Here is a 16,320-nt window from a genome sequence, read left to right as displayed (position 1 = left end):
TCCGTGATGCCGCCGCAGACACTCGCCCTGTCTCCACCAATGAGCGTTTTTTGAGCATTTGGATCGCATATCGATGGATGCGCTGGTCCATATCACCAAAAATTCCCGTGCTGAACGGTCCAGATAGCCTGATTTTGCCGGCTTTGCCCTCTGCCAGACACGGCCAGCCTGGCGATCGATGATCGCCACTCGCGCACCGCTGGTGGATAACCTCCGGCAGCTGGTCAGCAGGGCGATCCTCGCGGGTAACGCAGCCGGCTCCGCAGGGTGTTCAACACCCTCATGCGGCCAATGTCCTGCCCGACATCGAGGATGATCTGACGGGCCTTGTGGACTACCACGGCGGCACGATGGACCAGTTCCTGCAATACGGTGCGTATCCGGCGCCGCTTGCCGGGACGCAGCTCCAGGCCCTGGCACCAGCCTTCATTGCCCAGATAGGCGGCGATCGACGTGTAGCCATCGACCTTCTCCTTCCGGGCGTCCACCTCGCTGTTTCGTCTCGAACTGATCGAGAGCGATACGCTGCGCGAGCGAGCTACGAAGATCCTTGCCGGGCGCGACATCTTTACCCCTGGGGCACGAGTGGTGGCCGAGAGTGGTGACGGTCATTAGCGAGCACGATATTGCTCGCGGAGAAACTACCGAGCGTTCCTCCCACCACGGTGCAGGATAGTCAACGAAGGCTACCCGCAATGCCGGGCTCATTCGGTGGCCGATTCCGGCAGCTTCGCTATCACCTTGATTTCAAAATCGAAGCCATAGAGCCAGGTGACACCCACGGCGGTCAGTGTCGGGTGCGGCGCGCTCCCCCAGAACTCTGGCACCACCTTCCAGGCCGTCTCGAAGGTCGATTGGGGATCGACCATGAACACGGTGACATCGACCACGTCGTCGAAGGTGCATCCCGCTGCTTTCAGGATCGCCACCAGATTGTCGAAGGCGAGCCGGACTTGTGCCTCCAGGTCCGGCTCGGGGGAGCCGTCTTCGCGGCTACCCACCTGGCCCGAGACGAACAGGAACCCATTGGATCGAATCGCCGGCGAATAGCGGTTCCGCTCGTAGAGCGCCTGGCGCCCGGCCGGGAAAACGACGTCACGCTTGGTCATGGTCTTGTCTCCATCAGCGGGCCGAAGCGACCCGTGTCAACGATGGTGATAATTTAGGAGCCGTGGGGGCGCGGATAAACGAGCAAGCCTGGCCATCACTGTTTGCAGATCACGAACAATCACGAAGAGCCCTGGGTCACTATTTAGGGAAGCCATGGACCGTTTCGATGCAATGCAGGCGTTTGCGCGGGTGGTGGAAACCGGCAGCTTCACCAAGGCCGCCGACACCCTTCACATGAGCAAGACCAGCGTCACGCAGCTCGTGCAGCAGTTGGAGGCACGCTTGCGCGTTCGCCTGCTGAACCGCACCACGCGCAAGGTCAACGTGACTGCCGACGGCGCCGCCTACTATGAGCGCGTGCTAGGGTTGCTGGCTGACCTGGACGATGCCGAGACCAGCCTGTCCGGCGCCTCGAGCGTACCCAGGGGGCGGTTGCGGGTGGACGTTCCCAGTCCACTGGCGCGCATGATTCTTGTACCGGCGCTACCTGCCTTCCATGCCCGTTACCCGGAAATCCAGCTGGACCTGGGCGTCAGCGATCGCATGGTGGACATCATCGACGAGAAGGTGGATTGCGTGGTGCGCGGTGGCGAGCTTACCGATCAATCGCTGATGGCGCGGCGCATCGGCGACCTGCGGCTGGGGGTCTATGCCTCGCCCAGCTATTTGGAGCGTACCGGTTCGCCCGCGCATCCTGGCGAGCTGGAAAATACCCATCACCGAATCGTGGGCTTCCTGGGGTCCCGTCTCGGCAAACCCTTCGCCATCCATCGCCATGAGGAGAGCATCAAGGTGCAGGGCCGCTACGTCCTGTCGACGGACGATGGCAATAGCTATCTTGCGGCGGGCCTGGCCGGCTTGGGCATTCTCTGGCTGCCGGACTATATGGCCAGGGAGCATCTCGCCTCGGGTGAGTTGGTAGCCCTTTTCGAGGATTGGCGGCTCGACCCGATGCCGTTGTACTTGGCGTTTCCGCCAAACCGGCATGTCAGCGCGAAGCTGCGCGTATTCATCGACTGGATCGCCGAGCTCATGGCGCGGCATGCGCCCGTCATCCATCCACCTCTTTCGTGACGGGCCCGGCTGCCGGTTCGGTGTCGAAGTCGAGCCTGTCGGATTCGTCGGAGAGGGCGTGCTATGGTCGGTTGACGGTGAACTCACTCGAACAAGACCGACATGAGCGAACAACTTCCAATCCTTATCTATCAAGATGCCGAGAAGGCGGTCGACGTGCGTCTGGACGAAGGCCAAGAGACCGTATGGCTGACGCAACGGCAAATGAGCGAGGTATTCGACGTCAAGCCGCAGAACATCACTATCCACTTGAAAAATATTTACGCAGAGGAAGAGTTGGTGGAAGAGGGAACTTGTAAGGAATTCTTACAAGTTCAGATTGAAGGGGGCAGAAAGGTCAAGCGTGCGAGGCTGCACTACAACCTCGATGCCATCATTTCCGTGGGGTACCGCGTCAACTCTCGGCGGGCGGTCCGCTTTCGCCAATGGGCAACTCGCGTTCTCCGGGATCATCTGACTCAGGGCTGGACGCTGCACCAGCAGCGCTTCGAAGCTAACGCGCGGGAGCTTGAGGCCGCTATGGCGGGGGGTGACCGCTCAATCTGGACGGACCGCATGTTGGCGGCGCTGGATAACGGCGTCAAAGGACGTAAATGGTTCAGCCTGATCGACAAGGTACACCGCTCGTCGACCCTAGCGAGTGCCTGGCTACAGGTCTACCGCAACCAGGGTGCAGCGGGGGTCGATCGGCAAAGCGTGTCACGCTTCGCCGCGCAGTCCGGACGCCACCTTGAGGAGCTCCAGGCCGACCTGGCGGCGGGGCGGTACCGCCCACAGGCGGTGCGGCGGATCGAGATCCCCAAGGGCGGCGGCAAGACACGCCCGTTGGGTATCCCTACCGTCAAGGACCGCATCGTTCAGGCGGCGCTCAAGCGTGTCATCGAACCGATTCTCGAGCACGAGTTCCTGCCGATGAGCTATGGCTTCCGACCAGGAAGAGGCTGCAAGGACGCCTTGCGGGCCGTCGATGATGGCCTCAAGGCCGGCATGACCTGGGGGGTCGACGCCGATTGGCTGGGTTTCTCCGACAGCATCCCGCATGACCGCCTCATGAGCCGTGTTGAGGAACGGCTCAGCGATGGTCGGTTGTTGTCACTGCTGCGTACCTGGCTGACGCAGGACATCGTTAGCGAGATGAACTGCTGGAGCCCCACCGCGGGAGCGCCGCAAGGAGCGATCATCAGCCCCTTGCTGGCGAATCTCTACCTGCACCCGCTGGACCAGGAGATGACCCAGCGCGGCTATCGCATGGTGCGGTATGCCGACGACTTTGTCATCCTCTGTTACAGCGAGCAGGAGGCCCGGCAGGCCCTGGCCCACGTGCAGGACTGGGTGATGACGAATGGCCTGACCCTGCACCCCGACAAGCCCCATATCGGTGACTGTCGACAACGCGGCGAGGGCTTCGACTTCCTGGGCTAGCGCTTCGAGGCGGGAAAGCGCTGGGTACGTAGGAAGAGTCTCAGAGCCTTCAAGGACAAGGTGAGAAGCAAGACGCGGCGGACGGAAGGCAAGAGTCTGCGGCAGATCATCGCCTCACTCAATCCTCTGCTAAGAGGCTGGTTCGGCTACTTCCGACACGCCTATCGGACAACGTTCCGGCCGTTGGATGGCTTCATCCGCCGACGGCTTCGCGCCATCCTGCGCAAGCAGGAGAAACGCCCTGGGCGTGGCAACACCGGAACAGACACGCGACGTTGGCCCAATAGGTTCTTCGCCGCTGCCGGGCTTTTCACCCTAGCCGAAGCCTGGCAGCAAGCGAGCCAATCACGATGTTGAAACCATCGACTGGAGAGCCGTGTGCGGGAGAACCGCACGCACGGTTCGGAGGGCGGGGAGGCGAAGCCTTCCCGACCCCTATCTCGATGTGCTCGCGCATGACGCTCCGTGCCGTGCCGGTCTCGGGTTGGCGAAGGCTAAGTCCGGTTCGAGGACTCGGGGCTTGCCTGCTAAGCTTGCGTGTAACGTATCCCGTCGTGCCGGAGCAACCAGCCCATGCAGAGAAACCATGAACACAGGCATTGATCAGGCCCATCGATTGATCGCCGTACGGCCGCGGCCAGGCCTGAAGCGCCGCTAGCCCGGATGTTGCATCAGGTGCCATGATGATCGTGCAGATAATGGGTTTAACAGAGGTTTTTCTGATTGAGCGCCGTACCGGGGTGTGCGGTCGAGTGAGGAAGAATTGTCTGTGGAATCAAAGAGCAAGCGAGAGCGCGAGCGATCTGGTGCTATATTCGGGCTAGCAACGACGCGGTTACAGGGAACTCACGTGGGGGCCGCAACGCATGCCGGCATCGTCATTGCAATTATTGCCGCGCTTCATGGACGCGCTATTGGGTGCATCGCCCGCCGTGGTGTACGCCACCGATCGCGACTGGTGGCTGGGGCGGATGCATTACCTGAGCGTCAATGTTGCCGATCTGTGCGGTCTCGAGCGGCAGGCGCTGCGCGAACGGCCTCAGCTATGGCTCGAGCGGCTCGATGGCGACGCGCGGGACACGCTGTTGGCGCGCCTCGACGAGGCGCGCAGCAATGGCAAGCGCCAGTTGAGCCTGCACTATTCGCTGGCCCACCGCGACGGCAGCGTCTGCCACCTGCAGGACGACATTGTCTTGCACCGTGACGACGCCGGCGAGGTGACCGAACTGGTCGGGTCGCTGATCGATGTCACCGAGCGCCAGGCGCTGCTCGAACGTTTCGCCAAGCTCGGCGAGCAGTTGCCCGGGGCGCTCTACCAGTGCCGCCTGAGCGTTGATGGCGAACTCAGTTTTCCGTTCGTCAGCACCGGGGCCCAGCGTCTGTTCGGGTTGCCGGCGCAGGCCGTCATGAGCGATGCCTCGGCGGCCATCGGACGCGTCCATGGCGACGATCTCGAGGGCCTGTGGCATAGCGTCCATCGCAGTGCTCGGCGGCTGAGCGTCTGGCGCTACGAGTTTCGCTACCGCCATCCCGACGGCCATCCCCGCTGGGTCCAGGGGCGCGCGACCCCGGAGCGTCAGCTCGACGGCAGCGTGCTGTGGCACGGCTTCTGCGAGGACGTCACGTTGCGCAAGCAGGCCCAGCTGGCACTGGCCGACAGCGAGCGCCGCTACCGTTTCATCGTCGAGAACGTCAGCGATCTGATCCTGCTGGTCGATGCCGACGGCCTGTGCCGCTTCGCCTCGCCCTCGGTCGAACGCATCCTCGGCCATACCCCCGATACGCTGCAATTGTGCGCGCTGCTCGAGCTGTTGCCGCCCGATGATGCGCCGCATGTCCAGCGCCGCATCGCCGAGGCGATAGCCAGCGATCACGGGGCGCAACTCGAGATGCGTGCGCGTCACGCCCGGGGGCACTATGTGTGGCTGGAGGTCGGCTGTTCGCCCTACGTGAACTCGCTGAACGGCCAGCATGACTGGCTGCTGGCCGTCGCCCGCGACATTACCGAGCGCAAGCAGCGCGAGGTCAAGCTGCACGAGTTGTCGACCACCGACAGCTTGACCGGCGCGCTCAATCGCGGCGCCTTCCTGGGTTGTCTGCGCGGCGAACTGGAGGGGGTGGAGCGTCGTGACACCCGGCTATCGCTGGTGTACTTCGACATCGACCATTTCAAGGCGATCAATGATACTTGGGGCCACGCCGCCGGCGATCTGGTGCTTGCCAGCCTGGGGGAGATCTGCCGCAGCACACTGCGCGCCGACGATCTCTTCGGGCGCATCGGAGGCGAGGAGTTCGCGCTGATGCTGGATGGCCAGTCGCTGGTCGAGGCGGCCATGCTCGCCGAGCGGTTAAGGGGCAAGTTCGAGAACGTGCGGGTCGAGTTTCACGGCCATTGGCTGAATTTCACCGTCAGCTTCGGGGTTGCCGAGCGTCGCGACGATGAGTCGCCTGACGCGCTTATGCACCGTGCGGATATGGGCTTGTACGAAGCCAAGCGCCAGGGTCGCAACCGGGTTCAGCAGGCGCTCGCCGAGCGGCGTGCGGCGCCTGAGCCCGTGCAGTCAGGCAAAGACCATAAATGAGGAAAGCTATGCGTAGCCTGTTCAAGCTGATGTGGTTGCTTCCCGCGCTGGCCCTTGCTCCGCTGGCGATGGCAGAGCAAGCGACCGGCGAAGCGGCCGCCGCACCCACCGTGGCCATCGACCAGGGGCCGCGGGTTCAGGGCGAAATTTTCGAGTACGCGACCGGCGGCAAGACCTACCAGGGCTACCTGGCGCGTAACGCCGCCGACTCGGAGCCGCGCCCGGCGGTGCTGATCGTCCATGAGTGGTGGGGGCTCAACGATTACGTCAAGCAGCGGGCCGACCAACTGGCCGCGCTGGGCTTCGTCGCCCTGGCGGTCGACATGTACGGCAATGGGCAGACCGCCAGCCGCCCCGACCGGGTGCGTGAGTTCTCCAGCCAGGTGATGCAGGATTGGCCGACGGCCCGCGCGAGCCTCGAGGCGGCGATGGCCAAGCTGCGCGAAAATCCGGCGGTCGACGGCGAACACATCGCGGCGATCGGCTACGGTTTCGGCGGCGGCGTGGTGATGAACATGGCGCTGGCCGGCATGCCCATCGACGCCGCGATCAGCTTTTATGGCAGCCCTACCCAGGCGGTTGATCAGCCGCAGCCCTTCGACGGCATCGTCCAGTTGTACAACGGCGCCGAGGATCCGCTGGTCAAGCGCGACGCGCTGAAGATCATGGCCGCCAAGCTCAAGGGTCAGGGCGCGACGGTCAAGGTCGTCAACTACCCGTACGCCAAGCACGCCTTCACCAATCCCGACGCCACCCAGCTAGGCCAGCAGAACGGCCTGCCGCTGGCCTACAATGCCGCGGCGGATGCCGCCTCCTGGCAGGCGGCGTTGCTGGCGCTGGACAAGGCGCTCAACGACAACTGATGCGCGAGGCGTCCGGCTAGCGATACGCCGTTACGATTCCCGCTCTCCCGAATCGCTCGCGCCACCTGGCGGCGGAGTTGGCGTCTGAGCGCGCGTGTCGTGGGGGCCCCTTATCATTGCCGGCGAAACGACAGCCGTGCAGCAAGCGTTCGTTACCAGGCGCAGTGCAGCGACAGGGAGGATGGGATGCAGTGGGAGATCGAGACGATCGCCGCCATGGAACAGGTGTCGGTCACGGATTGGAATGCGCTGGTGCCGGCCGATCAGCCTTTTCTGCGTCACGAATTCCTGCATGCCCTCGAGGCCAGCGAGGCGGTGAGTGCGGCGAGCGGCTGGACGCCGCGACACTTGCTGGTCCGGAGCGGCAGCGCGCTCGTCGCCGCGCTGCCGCGCTATCGCAAGGATCACTCCTATGGCGAATACGTCTTCGACTGGGCCTGGGCGGATGCCTGGGAGCGCGCCGGCGGCGATTACTACCCCAAGGGCCTGACGGCGATCCCCTTCACGCCGGTGCCCGGCCCGCGGCTGCTGCTGGCGCCGGGCATCGAACGCCAGGCGGTGATCGCGGCGCTGGCCGGGCACTGCTGTGACGATGCGCTGTCCAGCTGGCACCTGCTGTTCGCCGAGGACGACGAGGTCGACGCCTGGCTGGCGGTGCGCCCCGAATTGCTCGAGCGCCAGGCGCTACAGTTCCAGTGGCGGGATCGCGGCTTCGGCGACTTCGCGGGCTTTCTCGCCGCGCTGAGCGCCAAACGCCGCAAGGAGGTCAAGCGCGAGCGCCGACGCGTCGCCGAGCAGGGCCTGACCATGCGCCGGCTCTCCGGTCAGGCGATCGACACGGCCGCGCTGGCGCATTTCTATCGCTGCTACCAGATGACCTATTTCGAGCGTGGCCAGCAGCCCTACCTGACGCTGAATTTCTTCCGCCGTCTGCGCGCGACGATGCCCGAGGCGTTGCTGCTGATACAGGCGCGCCACGGCGAGCGACCGGTAGCCGCCGCGCTGTGCCTGCAGGGCAGCGAAACCCTCTACGGGCGCTACTGGGGCAGCGAGGTCGAAGCCGATTGCCTGCATTTCGAAACCTGCTACTACCAGGGCATCGAGCACTGCCTGGCTCACGGCCTGACGCGGTTCGACCCCGGCACCCAGGGCGAGCACAAGCTCAGCCGCGGATTCGCGCCGCGCCGGCTGCGTTCGCTGCACCATATTGCCCATCCCGGCTTTCGCCATGCTGTCGCCCGCTTCTGCGCCGAGGAGCGCGCGCATGTCGCCGCCTATCACCTGGCCGCCGAGGCCCGCCTGCCGTTTCGCCGCGATTGAGCGAGCGCCGCTGCCTGGCCGAGCGACTGGCCGCGCCGGCAGACGCTATTTCAACGCTATCCATTGCTCAACCATCTGCAAGTGTTCGGCGGCGGCTATCGCAGCACGGTGATGCGCAGCATCGCGAACTCGCCTGAGCGCTGGATGGGCTGGCTTGGCCTAGGAGCGCGTCGGACTTGACACTGACCTGCTGCGAATCCCGGCCTTTCGGCCAATTCCATCGATCCATTTCGTTAAATAGCGCGCTATTCGCCTCAATCGATCGATAAATTTGACTCGAAACCCGTGCTTCTCGTGACGATCGGCCAAGCCCGACAGACTCCTAGCTAGCCGGCGTCGTGGCGTATCAACTTGAACAGGGTGTCGACGATCGGCCCGCCGCGTTCGCGCAACGAGTGATTCTGCGGATCACGCAGCCAGTCGTGAAACAACCCGCCGAGACAGCACTGCAGCAGCTCCGTGGCCATCTCCGGCGTTATCGACGCTTCCAGTTGGTCGTATTGCGCGGCCTGCCGGAACTTCTCGCGCATCGCGCCGAAGCATTCGCGGCTCAGCCGGCGCTGCATCTCCAGGGGGTCGATGTCGCTGAAGAATTCGCAACGATGGATAAGGATCGAATGGATGCGCTGATAGCTGGGTTGTTCCAGACGCTGAAAACTCTCGTGACAGGCCAGGCGGATGCATTCCAGGGGCGAGGCGTTGCCATGGGCGGCCTCGATATCCTCGGTGAGTTCCTCGAAGGGTAATCGCACGCGCTCGAGCAGGGCGTGGAACAGATCCGCCTTGTTCTTGAAGTGCCAGTAGACCGCGCCGCGGGTCATGCCGGCGTGACGGGCGATCTGCTCAAGCGAGGTGCGTGCGACGCCCTTGCCGTGAAACAGCGCTTCGGCGGCGTCGAGCAGCGCCTCGCGTGTGGCTTCGGCTTCGGCTTTGGTGCGTCTGGGCATGGCGCTTACGTGCTCTGGGTTCGAAATGGGGGCGCTTTCTTGAAGTCAGTTTAACGTAACGGGCGAGTGTTTACATTCACTGGTGTATGGATGTAGGCTTCCAGCCCACTGAGACAAGACCAAGGGATAATGCGATGCGTACATCGGTGAGCGCAGGCCGCGCGGGCTGGATATGGCTGGTGGTTCTGGCGCTGGGGCTGGCCGGCTGTAGCGAGGAGTCCTCGCAACAGTCGGGCGGCGGCCAGCAACAGCAACAGCCGCCGCTCAAGGCGCAGGTGCTGGAACTCGAGCCGCGCGATCTGCCGGTCGACAAGCAGTATTCGGCGCTGCTGCGCAGCGAGCAGCAGGTCGACGTGATGGCACGGGTCACCGGTGTGTTGCAGAAGCGCCAGTTCGACGAAGGTGCCAACGTCGAGCAGGGTCAAGCGTTGTTCGTCATCGAGCCGGATCGCTATCAGGCGGTGGTCAGCCAGCGTCAGGCCGGTCTCGAGAGCGCCCAGGCCGAGCTGTACCGCGCCCAGCGCAACTGGGAACGCTATCAGCGTCTCTACCAGCAGAATTCGGTCAGCCAGCAGCAACGCGACGAGGCGCGTGCCGATCTGCTCGCCGCCCAGGCGTCGGTCGCCCAGGCCCAGGCGGCACTCAACGATGCCCAGCTTGATCTCGATTACAGCACCGTCGAGGCGCCGGTCGCCGGCCAGATCAGCTTGAGCGAGATCAACGTCGGCAATCTGGTTCAGGCCCCACAACTGCTCGCCACCATCACGCCGTTGAAGACGCTGCAGGCGCGTTTCTCGCTGCCGCCCGAAGACGCCATGGCGATTCGCCTGCAGCGTCGGGCGAGTGACGCGCAACAAACGATCACGCCGATAGCCACGTCGCGTGACGGGCTGGGCGATGACCGCCTGACTGGCGAACTGAGCTTCCTCGGTTCGCGGGTCGACCCGGACACCGGTACCGTCCAGGCCCAGGCGACCTTCGACAATCCCGATGCGCTGTTCCTGCCCGGCCAGTTCGTGCGTCTGACCCTCGATGGACTGGTGCTGCCGAACCTGCTGGCGGTGCCCGAGATCGCCGTCACCGAAGGCCGTGAGGGGCCGCAGGTCTACATCGTCGACGCCAGCGGCAAGGCCAAGCCGGTGACGGTCGAGCTGGGTGAGCGCTCCGGCGCGTGGATCGCCATCCAGAGCGGCCTCGAGGCCGGCCAGCGGGTGATCGTGTCCAACGTGCCCAGCGCCCAGCCGGGTCGGGCGATCGAAGCGCAGCCCTTCGACGGCAAGGCGGACAGCACGCCGGCGTCGGCCCAGCAGAATCAGGGCGACGGCCAGCAGCAAGCCCAGGGCGCGCAGAACGCCGCGCAGAAGGAGCCTCAGGCGGGTGGCGGTGAGTCCGGCAGCGCCGCGAAAGGAGCCAACGGCTGATGAATGTATCGAGTTTCTTCATCCGGCGCCCGGTGTTCGCCACCGTGCTGTCGATCGTCATCGTGATTGCCGGGGTGATGGCTCTGCGGGTGCTGCCGGTCGAGCAGTACCCGCAACTGGTGCCGCCCGAGGTCCAGATCAACGCCACCTATCCGGGGGCCAGCGCCCAGACCATTTCGGAGACCGTGGCGGCGCCGCTGGAACAGGCGATCAACGGCGTCGACAACCTGCTCTACATCAATTCGACCAGTGCCGATAGCGGGGCGTTGTCGCTGGCGGTGACCTTCGCCATCGGCACCGACCCCGACCAGGCGACGATCGACGTCAACAATCGTGTCCAGCAGGCCATGGCGCAGTTGCCCAGCGTCGTCCAGCAGCAGGGCGTGCAGGTCCAGAAGCGTTCGTCGAGCATTCTCCAGGTGGCCACGCTGTCGTCGACCAACGGCGAATACGATCCGGTGTTTCTCAGCAACTATGCGCTGGTCAACGTCATCGATGCGCTCAAGCGCACCCAGGGGGTGGGCAACGCCCAACTGTTCGGCGCCAAGGATTATTCGATCCGCGTATGGCTCGACCCGGCGAAGATGGCCGATTACGACATCACCGCCAGCGAGGTGGCCGATGCCATCAGCCAGCAGAATACTCAGTTCCCGGCCGGCAAGCTGGCCGCCGAGCCGATGCAGGACCCGCGTCCGTATACCTTCACCATCACCACCGAGGGCCGCTTCACCAGCGTCGATCAGTTCCGCGACATCCTGCTGCGTACCGACGAAAGCGGCGGTTCGCTCAAGCTCGGCGACGTCGCGCGGGTCGAGCTGGGCGCTCAGGATTACTCGTTCGTCGGGCGGCTGAACAATCAGCCCACCGTGCCGATCGGGATCTTCCTGCAGCCCGGGGCCAACGCCCTGGAAACCGCCGCGGCGGTCAACGAGACCCTGGAAAGGCTCTCGGCGAGTTTTCCCGAGGGCATGCAATATTCCGTTCCCTACGACACCACCGAGTTCGTCAGGCTGTCGATCGAGGAAGTCGTGCAAACCTTCGTCGAGGCGCTGGCACTGGTGGTGTTCGTGGTCTTCGTGTTCCTGCAGAAGTGGCGGGCGGCGATCGTGCCGATCGTCGCCGTGCCGATCTCGATCGTCGGCACCTTCGCCGGGATGTACCTGCTGGGCTATTCGATCAACCTGCTGACGCTGTTCGGCATGATCCTGGCGATCGGCATCGTCGTCGATGACGCGATCATCGTCATCGAGAACGTCGAGCGGATCATGGAAGAGGAAGATGTCTCGGCCAAGGCGGCCGCGCTCAAGGCGATGAGCGAGATTTCCGGGCCGATCATCGCGGTCACCCTGGTGATGGCGGCGGTGTTCATTCCGGTGGCGTTCCTGGGCGGCATCTCCGGCCAGTTGTACAGCCAGTTCGCGATCACCATCGCCATCTCGGTGCTGATCTCGGCGATCGTCGCCCTGACCCTGTCGCCGGCGATGTGCGCGCTGTTCCTCAAGCCTCACGACAAGCAGCCGGCAGCGCCGTTTCGCTGGTTCAACCGGGTCTTCGAACGCGCTACCCGCGGTTATCTCGCCGGGGTGAGCTTCATGATCAAGCGCGCGCTGCTGGGCGTGGTGCTGTTCCTGGGCTTCTGCGCGATCACCGCGCTGCTGTTCACGCGGCTGCCCAGCGGGCTGGTGCCGTCCGAGGACCAGGGCTTCTACCTGGCGATCACCCAGTTGCCGGCGGCCTCGTCGCTGCAGCGCACCGACACCTATAACCAAGGGGTGATCGACGACATTCTCGACTTCGACGGGGTCAAGAGCGTGGTCTCGTTCGCTGGCTACGACATCCTCGCCAGCGCCCAGCTATCCAACGCCGGGGTGGCCTTCGTGACCCTCGAGGACTGGGCCGAGCGTGAGGCCACCGCCTCGGAGCTTGTCGGCCGAACGATCCAGATGGGCGCTCGCCATCCCGAGGGCCGGGTGATCGCCTTCAATCCGCCGCCGATCCAGGGCATGTCGACCACCGGCGGTTTCGAGGGCTTCCTGCAGTCCACCGAAGGCGCCTCGCCGCAGGCGATCGAAGCCAGTGCGCAGGCCCTGGCCAAGGCCGCCAATCAGCGCCCGGAGTTGTCGCAGGTGCGTACCACCATGAACACCCAGGTACCCATCTACAGCGCCACGGTGGATCGCGACAAGGCGCGCAGCATGGGGCTCTCGCTGGACGACGTCTATGCCACCATGCAGAGCACCTTCGGCACGCTGTACGTCAACGATTTCACGATGTTCAGCCGTAACTTTCAGGTCAACCTGCAGTCGGAGGGCGAGTACCGCGACACGCCGGACGATCTGGGCAAGATCTACGTGCGCGCCGATAGCGGCGAGATGGTGCCGCTGTCCAGCGTGGTGACGATGACGCGCAGCCAGGCGCCGAGCATCATCCAGCGTTTCAACCTGTTCCCGGCGGCCAAGATCCAGGGCCAGCCGGCCGAGGGCTACAGCTCCGGTCAGGCACTGGCGGCGATGCAGTCCGTGGTCGACGAGGTGGTCGGCGACGGCTATCGGCTGGGCTGGACCGGCGAGGCGTACCAGCAGCAGAGTTCGTCGGGCAACTCCATGCTGGCGTTCATCTTCGGCGTGGTGATGGTGGTCTTGATCCTCGCCGCGCAGTACGAGCGCTGGTCGCTGCCGCTGGTAGTCATCACCGCGGTGCCGTTCGCCATGCTCGGGGCGGTGCTGGCGATGTATCTGCGCGGCCTGGCCGGCGACGTCTACTTCCAGGTCGGCCTGCTGGTGCTGATCGGCCTGGCGGCCAAGAACTCGATCCTGATCGTCGAATTCGCCGTCGAGCAGCGCCAGGCCGGCAAGGGCATCGTCGAGTCGGCCAAGGAGGCCGCGCGGTTGCGTTTCCGGCCGATCATCATGACCTCGTTCGCGTTCATCGTCGGGGTCATACCGCTGGCGATCGCCTCCGGGGCGAGTTCGGCGAGCCGCCACTCGATCGGTACCGCAGTGATCGGCGGGATGCTCGGCGCCACGTTGATCGCGATCTTCTTCGTGCCGATGTTCTTCATGCTGGTGATGCGCTTCGAGGACTGGTTCGACCGCAAGCGCGGCAAGTCCGCCAGTGACGACGACGCCCCTCGGTCCGCGAGCGACAGCCCCGGCGGCTGACAGGCCGCAGCGGTATCCGATAAAAGCCAAGGCCCCGGTCTTGGCTTTGTCGTGATCAGGCGTCAGGCTTGCTGATCGCGAAGGCCATTTATAGAGGGAGATGACATGCCGGGCAGGGCGCTTCTCAGACGGCTGGTCGGGGTGGTCGGGGTCTGCCTGGGGCTGGCGTTCTCCGCCACGGCGCCGGGCCAGGGGCTAGCGCTCGACGCCTTGACCGGAGGCGGCGGCAACGCGGACGGCAACTCGCAGGCCGAGCCCGAACAGCTGAGCGAATCGCTGGATAGCGTGATCGCCACGCTCGAGGACGACGCGCGCCGCGCTGACCTGCTCAAGCAGCTCAAGACGCTACGCGAGAGCACCGGGGCGCTGAAGACCGACAAACCGGGCGACTCGCCCCAGGGCCTGCTGGGCGCGCTGGCCGACTCGTTCACCGATCTTGGCGAGCAGGCCGACGCCGGTCAGTCGCCATTGAATGTCTGGGCGCAACGCGCGAAGCGCGCTGCGGACGACACCGTCGAACTGGCCGAGTCGATGGGGCGTCTCGAACTGATGCGTCAAACCGCCGAAGCGGCCATGCTGATGGCGGTGTGGTTCGCGCTGCTGACGCTATTGATGGGCGCCGGTCGCTTGTTGGCGCGGCGCAACGGCTGGCCTCTGACATTGCCCCCCGAGCCACCCGCCTGGCTGCTGGTCGTGCATTTCCTGCGCAAGGCCCTGCCCTGGATACTCGCCTTCCTGGTGATGCTGACCAGCCTGCGCTGGCTTTCGGCACCCACCCCGGCCCGCGCCACGGTGCTGGTCATCGCCTACGTGACGCTCTGCGGACGGGGCCTGTCGGCGGTGTTCGACGTGGTGATCTCGGTCTTTACCCGTGGACATCGTCGGATGGCGGTGGCCATCCTGCGCCAGCAGGCGCCGCGCCGGCTGTTCATGATCGGCGCGCTGGCCGCGTTCGGCGACGCGGTCAACAGCGAGCGGTTGACGACGCTGCTCGGCGGCGACCTGGCCAGTTGGCTGTCGGTGCTCGCCAACGTGCTCGCCGGGGTGATGAGCGGGGCGCTGGTGATCCGGCTGCGGCGCCCGGTCAAGCATCTGATCCGCAACCGGCCCTACGCCGAGCGTCGCGATCAGAGCTCGCTACGCGATCTGGCCATCATGCTGGGCAATTACTGGCACATTCCCGCGCTGCTGTTGATCGGCGTCTCGCTGGCGGCGATCTTCGTCTCGGCAGGCGAGGCCGACGGCGCCTTCACCCGGGCGATCCTGGGCGCTGCGCTGCTGGTGCTGACGCTGGTCGTCAGCGGCGGGCTGCGCCGCCATGCCGAGCGGGTCGGCGCGGCCAAGCGCACCTCGCAGTACCGGCGTCGGCTCAAGCGCTTCTTCTCGACCCTGGCGCAGTTTTTGTGCTGGGTGCTGTTCGCCGAGCTGTCGCTGCGCATCTGGGGCTTCTCGTTGCTGGGGATCGGCGACGAGGGCGCGATCAGCGCGCGCATCGGCCAGGCGCTGCTGCGCATCGGACTGACCGTGCTGCTGGCCTGGCTGGTGTGGATCTTCGCCGATACCGCCATCCAGCGGGCGCTGCGCAGCGCCTCTGGCACGCGCGGGCGACGCATCAACAGTACCCGCGCCCAGACCATTACGCCGATGGTCCGCAACGTGGTGTTTTTCACCATTCTGGTGATCGCCTCGATCGTCGGGCTGGCCAATCTCGGCGTCAACGTCACGCCGCTGCTCGCCGGTGCCGGGGTGATCGGCCTGGCGATCGGCTTCGGCGCCCAGACGCTGGTCCAGGATCTGATCACCGGGCTGTTCATCCTCATCGAGGATTCGCTGTCGATCGACGACTTCGTCGATGTCGGCGAGCACATGGGCACGGTCGAAGCACTCAGCCTGCGCACCGTGCGGCTGCGCGATCTCGATGGCATCGTGCATATCATTCCGTTCAGCCAGATCAAGGGCATCCAGAACTTCGCCCGTGAATTCGGCATCGCCCTGTTGCGCATCCGCATCCCCCACACCATGCCCATCGACGACGCCATCGCGCTGGTCCGCGAGGTCGCCGACGAGCTGCGCCAGGACCCGATGATGCGTCATCACATCTGGTCGGCGCTCGAGCTGCAGGGTATCGATAGCTTCGATCAGGGCGCGGCGATCCTGCGCGTGCGCATGCGCACCAGCCCGCTGATGCAGTGGGACGTGGCGCGGGCCTTCAACCTGCGCCTCAAGCAGCGCATGGATAGCGATGGCGTTGACCTGTCGCTGCCGCGGCTCAGCGTGGTGTTCGAGAATCCGCCCTTCGGGGATGGCGGCGGCGGCCCGGGGCGCGGCTCGTCCCCCGACGCCGCGCGGACCATGAGCGTTCCCGGCGAGACCTCGCGCGCCCAGGAAGGCGCCCAGGAGGGCGAGGCGCCGCAGTAGTC

Annotated in this window: 10 protein-coding genes and 3 pseudogenes; 10 read left to right on the top strand and 3 right to left on the bottom strand. The window is 65.0% G+C overall.

Annotated features, from left to right (window positions below):
* Window positions 1-224 precede the first annotated feature (224 nt).
* A pseudogene (locus tag HALZIN_RS18405) lies at window positions 225-398 on the bottom strand (IS1380 family transposase); the annotation flags it as partial.
* A gap of 306 nt (window positions 399-704) precedes the next feature.
* Window positions 705-1,109, bottom strand: a complete 405-nt coding sequence (locus HALZIN_RS0111135; protein WP_031384110.1) for a RidA family protein — start codon at window positions 1,107-1,109, stop codon at window positions 705-707.
* Window positions 1,110-1,263: 154 nt separating this feature from the next.
* Between HALZIN_RS0111135 and HALZIN_RS0111130 the strand changes: the two genes are divergently transcribed.
* The 7 genes and pseudogenes from HALZIN_RS0111130 to HALZIN_RS17905 all read left to right on the top strand — a co-directional run.
* Window positions 1,264-2,184: a LysR family transcriptional regulator gene (locus tag HALZIN_RS0111130; RefSeq protein ID WP_031384290.1), complete on the top strand. Its 921-nt coding sequence runs from the start codon at window positions 1,264-1,266 to the stop codon at window positions 2,182-2,184.
* A 102-nt stretch (window positions 2,185-2,286) separates the two neighbouring features.
* Window positions 2,287-3,606, top strand: coding sequence for a group II intron reverse transcriptase/maturase (ltrA, locus tag HALZIN_RS18210; protein WP_084173532.1), 1,320 nt, complete (start codon window positions 2,287-2,289; stop codon window positions 3,604-3,606).
* A 54-nt stretch (window positions 3,607-3,660) separates the two neighbouring features.
* Window positions 3,661-3,963, top strand: a pseudogene (locus tag HALZIN_RS18205) (group II intron maturase-specific domain-containing protein); the annotation flags it as partial.
* A gap of 509 nt (window positions 3,964-4,472) precedes the next feature.
* Window positions 4,473-6,188: a sensor domain-containing diguanylate cyclase gene (locus HALZIN_RS0111120; protein ID WP_084173528.1), complete on the top strand. Its 1,716-nt coding sequence runs from the start codon at window positions 4,473-4,475 to the stop codon at window positions 6,186-6,188.
* An 8-nt stretch (window positions 6,189-6,196) separates the two neighbouring features.
* The gene (locus HALZIN_RS0111115; protein ID WP_031384288.1) at window positions 6,197-7,051 is read left to right on the top strand and encodes a dienelactone hydrolase family protein; all 855 of its coding nucleotides are present in this window, start codon (window positions 6,197-6,199) and stop codon (window positions 7,049-7,051) included.
* A gap of 186 nt (window positions 7,052-7,237) precedes the next feature.
* Window positions 7,238-8,371, top strand: coding sequence for a GNAT family N-acetyltransferase (locus HALZIN_RS0111110; protein WP_031384287.1), 1,134 nt, complete (start codon window positions 7,238-7,240; stop codon window positions 8,369-8,371).
* 27 nt (window positions 8,372-8,398) lie between these two features.
* Window positions 8,399-8,551 (top strand): annotated as a pseudogene (locus HALZIN_RS17905) (fructosamine kinase family protein); the annotation flags it as partial.
* A gap of 146 nt (window positions 8,552-8,697) precedes the next feature.
* On the opposite strand, the gene HALZIN_RS0111105 reads toward HALZIN_RS17905, so the two are convergent.
* A complete protein-coding gene (locus tag HALZIN_RS0111105; RefSeq protein WP_031384286.1) occupies window positions 8,698-9,318 on the bottom strand; it encodes a TetR family transcriptional regulator in 621 nt (206 codons plus the stop codon).
* A gap of 134 nt (window positions 9,319-9,452) precedes the next feature.
* Here HALZIN_RS0111105 and HALZIN_RS0111100 point away from each other — a divergent pair, with 134 nt between their 5' ends.
* The 3 genes from HALZIN_RS0111100 (at window position 9,453) to HALZIN_RS0111090 (ending at window position 16,318) form a co-directional block, all read left to right on the top strand.
* Complete coding sequence (locus HALZIN_RS0111100) at window positions 9,453-10,739, top strand: efflux RND transporter periplasmic adaptor subunit (protein WP_035575315.1); 1,287 nt, start codon at window positions 9,453-9,455, stop codon at window positions 10,737-10,739.
* The gene (locus HALZIN_RS0111095; protein WP_031384284.1) at window positions 10,739-13,900 is read left to right on the top strand and encodes an efflux RND transporter permease subunit; all 3,162 of its coding nucleotides are present in this window, start codon (window positions 10,739-10,741) and stop codon (window positions 13,898-13,900) included. The genes HALZIN_RS0111100 and HALZIN_RS0111095 overlap by 1 nt, the downstream gene beginning before the upstream one ends.
* Before the next feature lie 105 nt (window positions 13,901-14,005).
* Window positions 14,006-16,318 carry a mechanosensitive ion channel family protein gene (locus tag HALZIN_RS0111090; RefSeq protein ID WP_035575314.1) on the top strand — a complete coding sequence of 771 codons (2,313 nt, stop codon included), beginning with the start codon at window positions 14,006-14,008 and terminating at the stop codon, window positions 16,316-16,318.
* The last annotated feature ends 2 nt before the right edge of the window (window positions 16,319-16,320 follow it).

It is taken from the genome of Halomonas zincidurans B6 (assembly GCF_000731955.1).
GTDB lineage: Bacteria > Pseudomonadota > Gammaproteobacteria > Pseudomonadales > Halomonadaceae > Modicisalibacter > Modicisalibacter zincidurans.
Note: the sequence above shows the minus strand (reverse complement) of the source record. Positions and strands in the feature narration are given on the sequence as shown.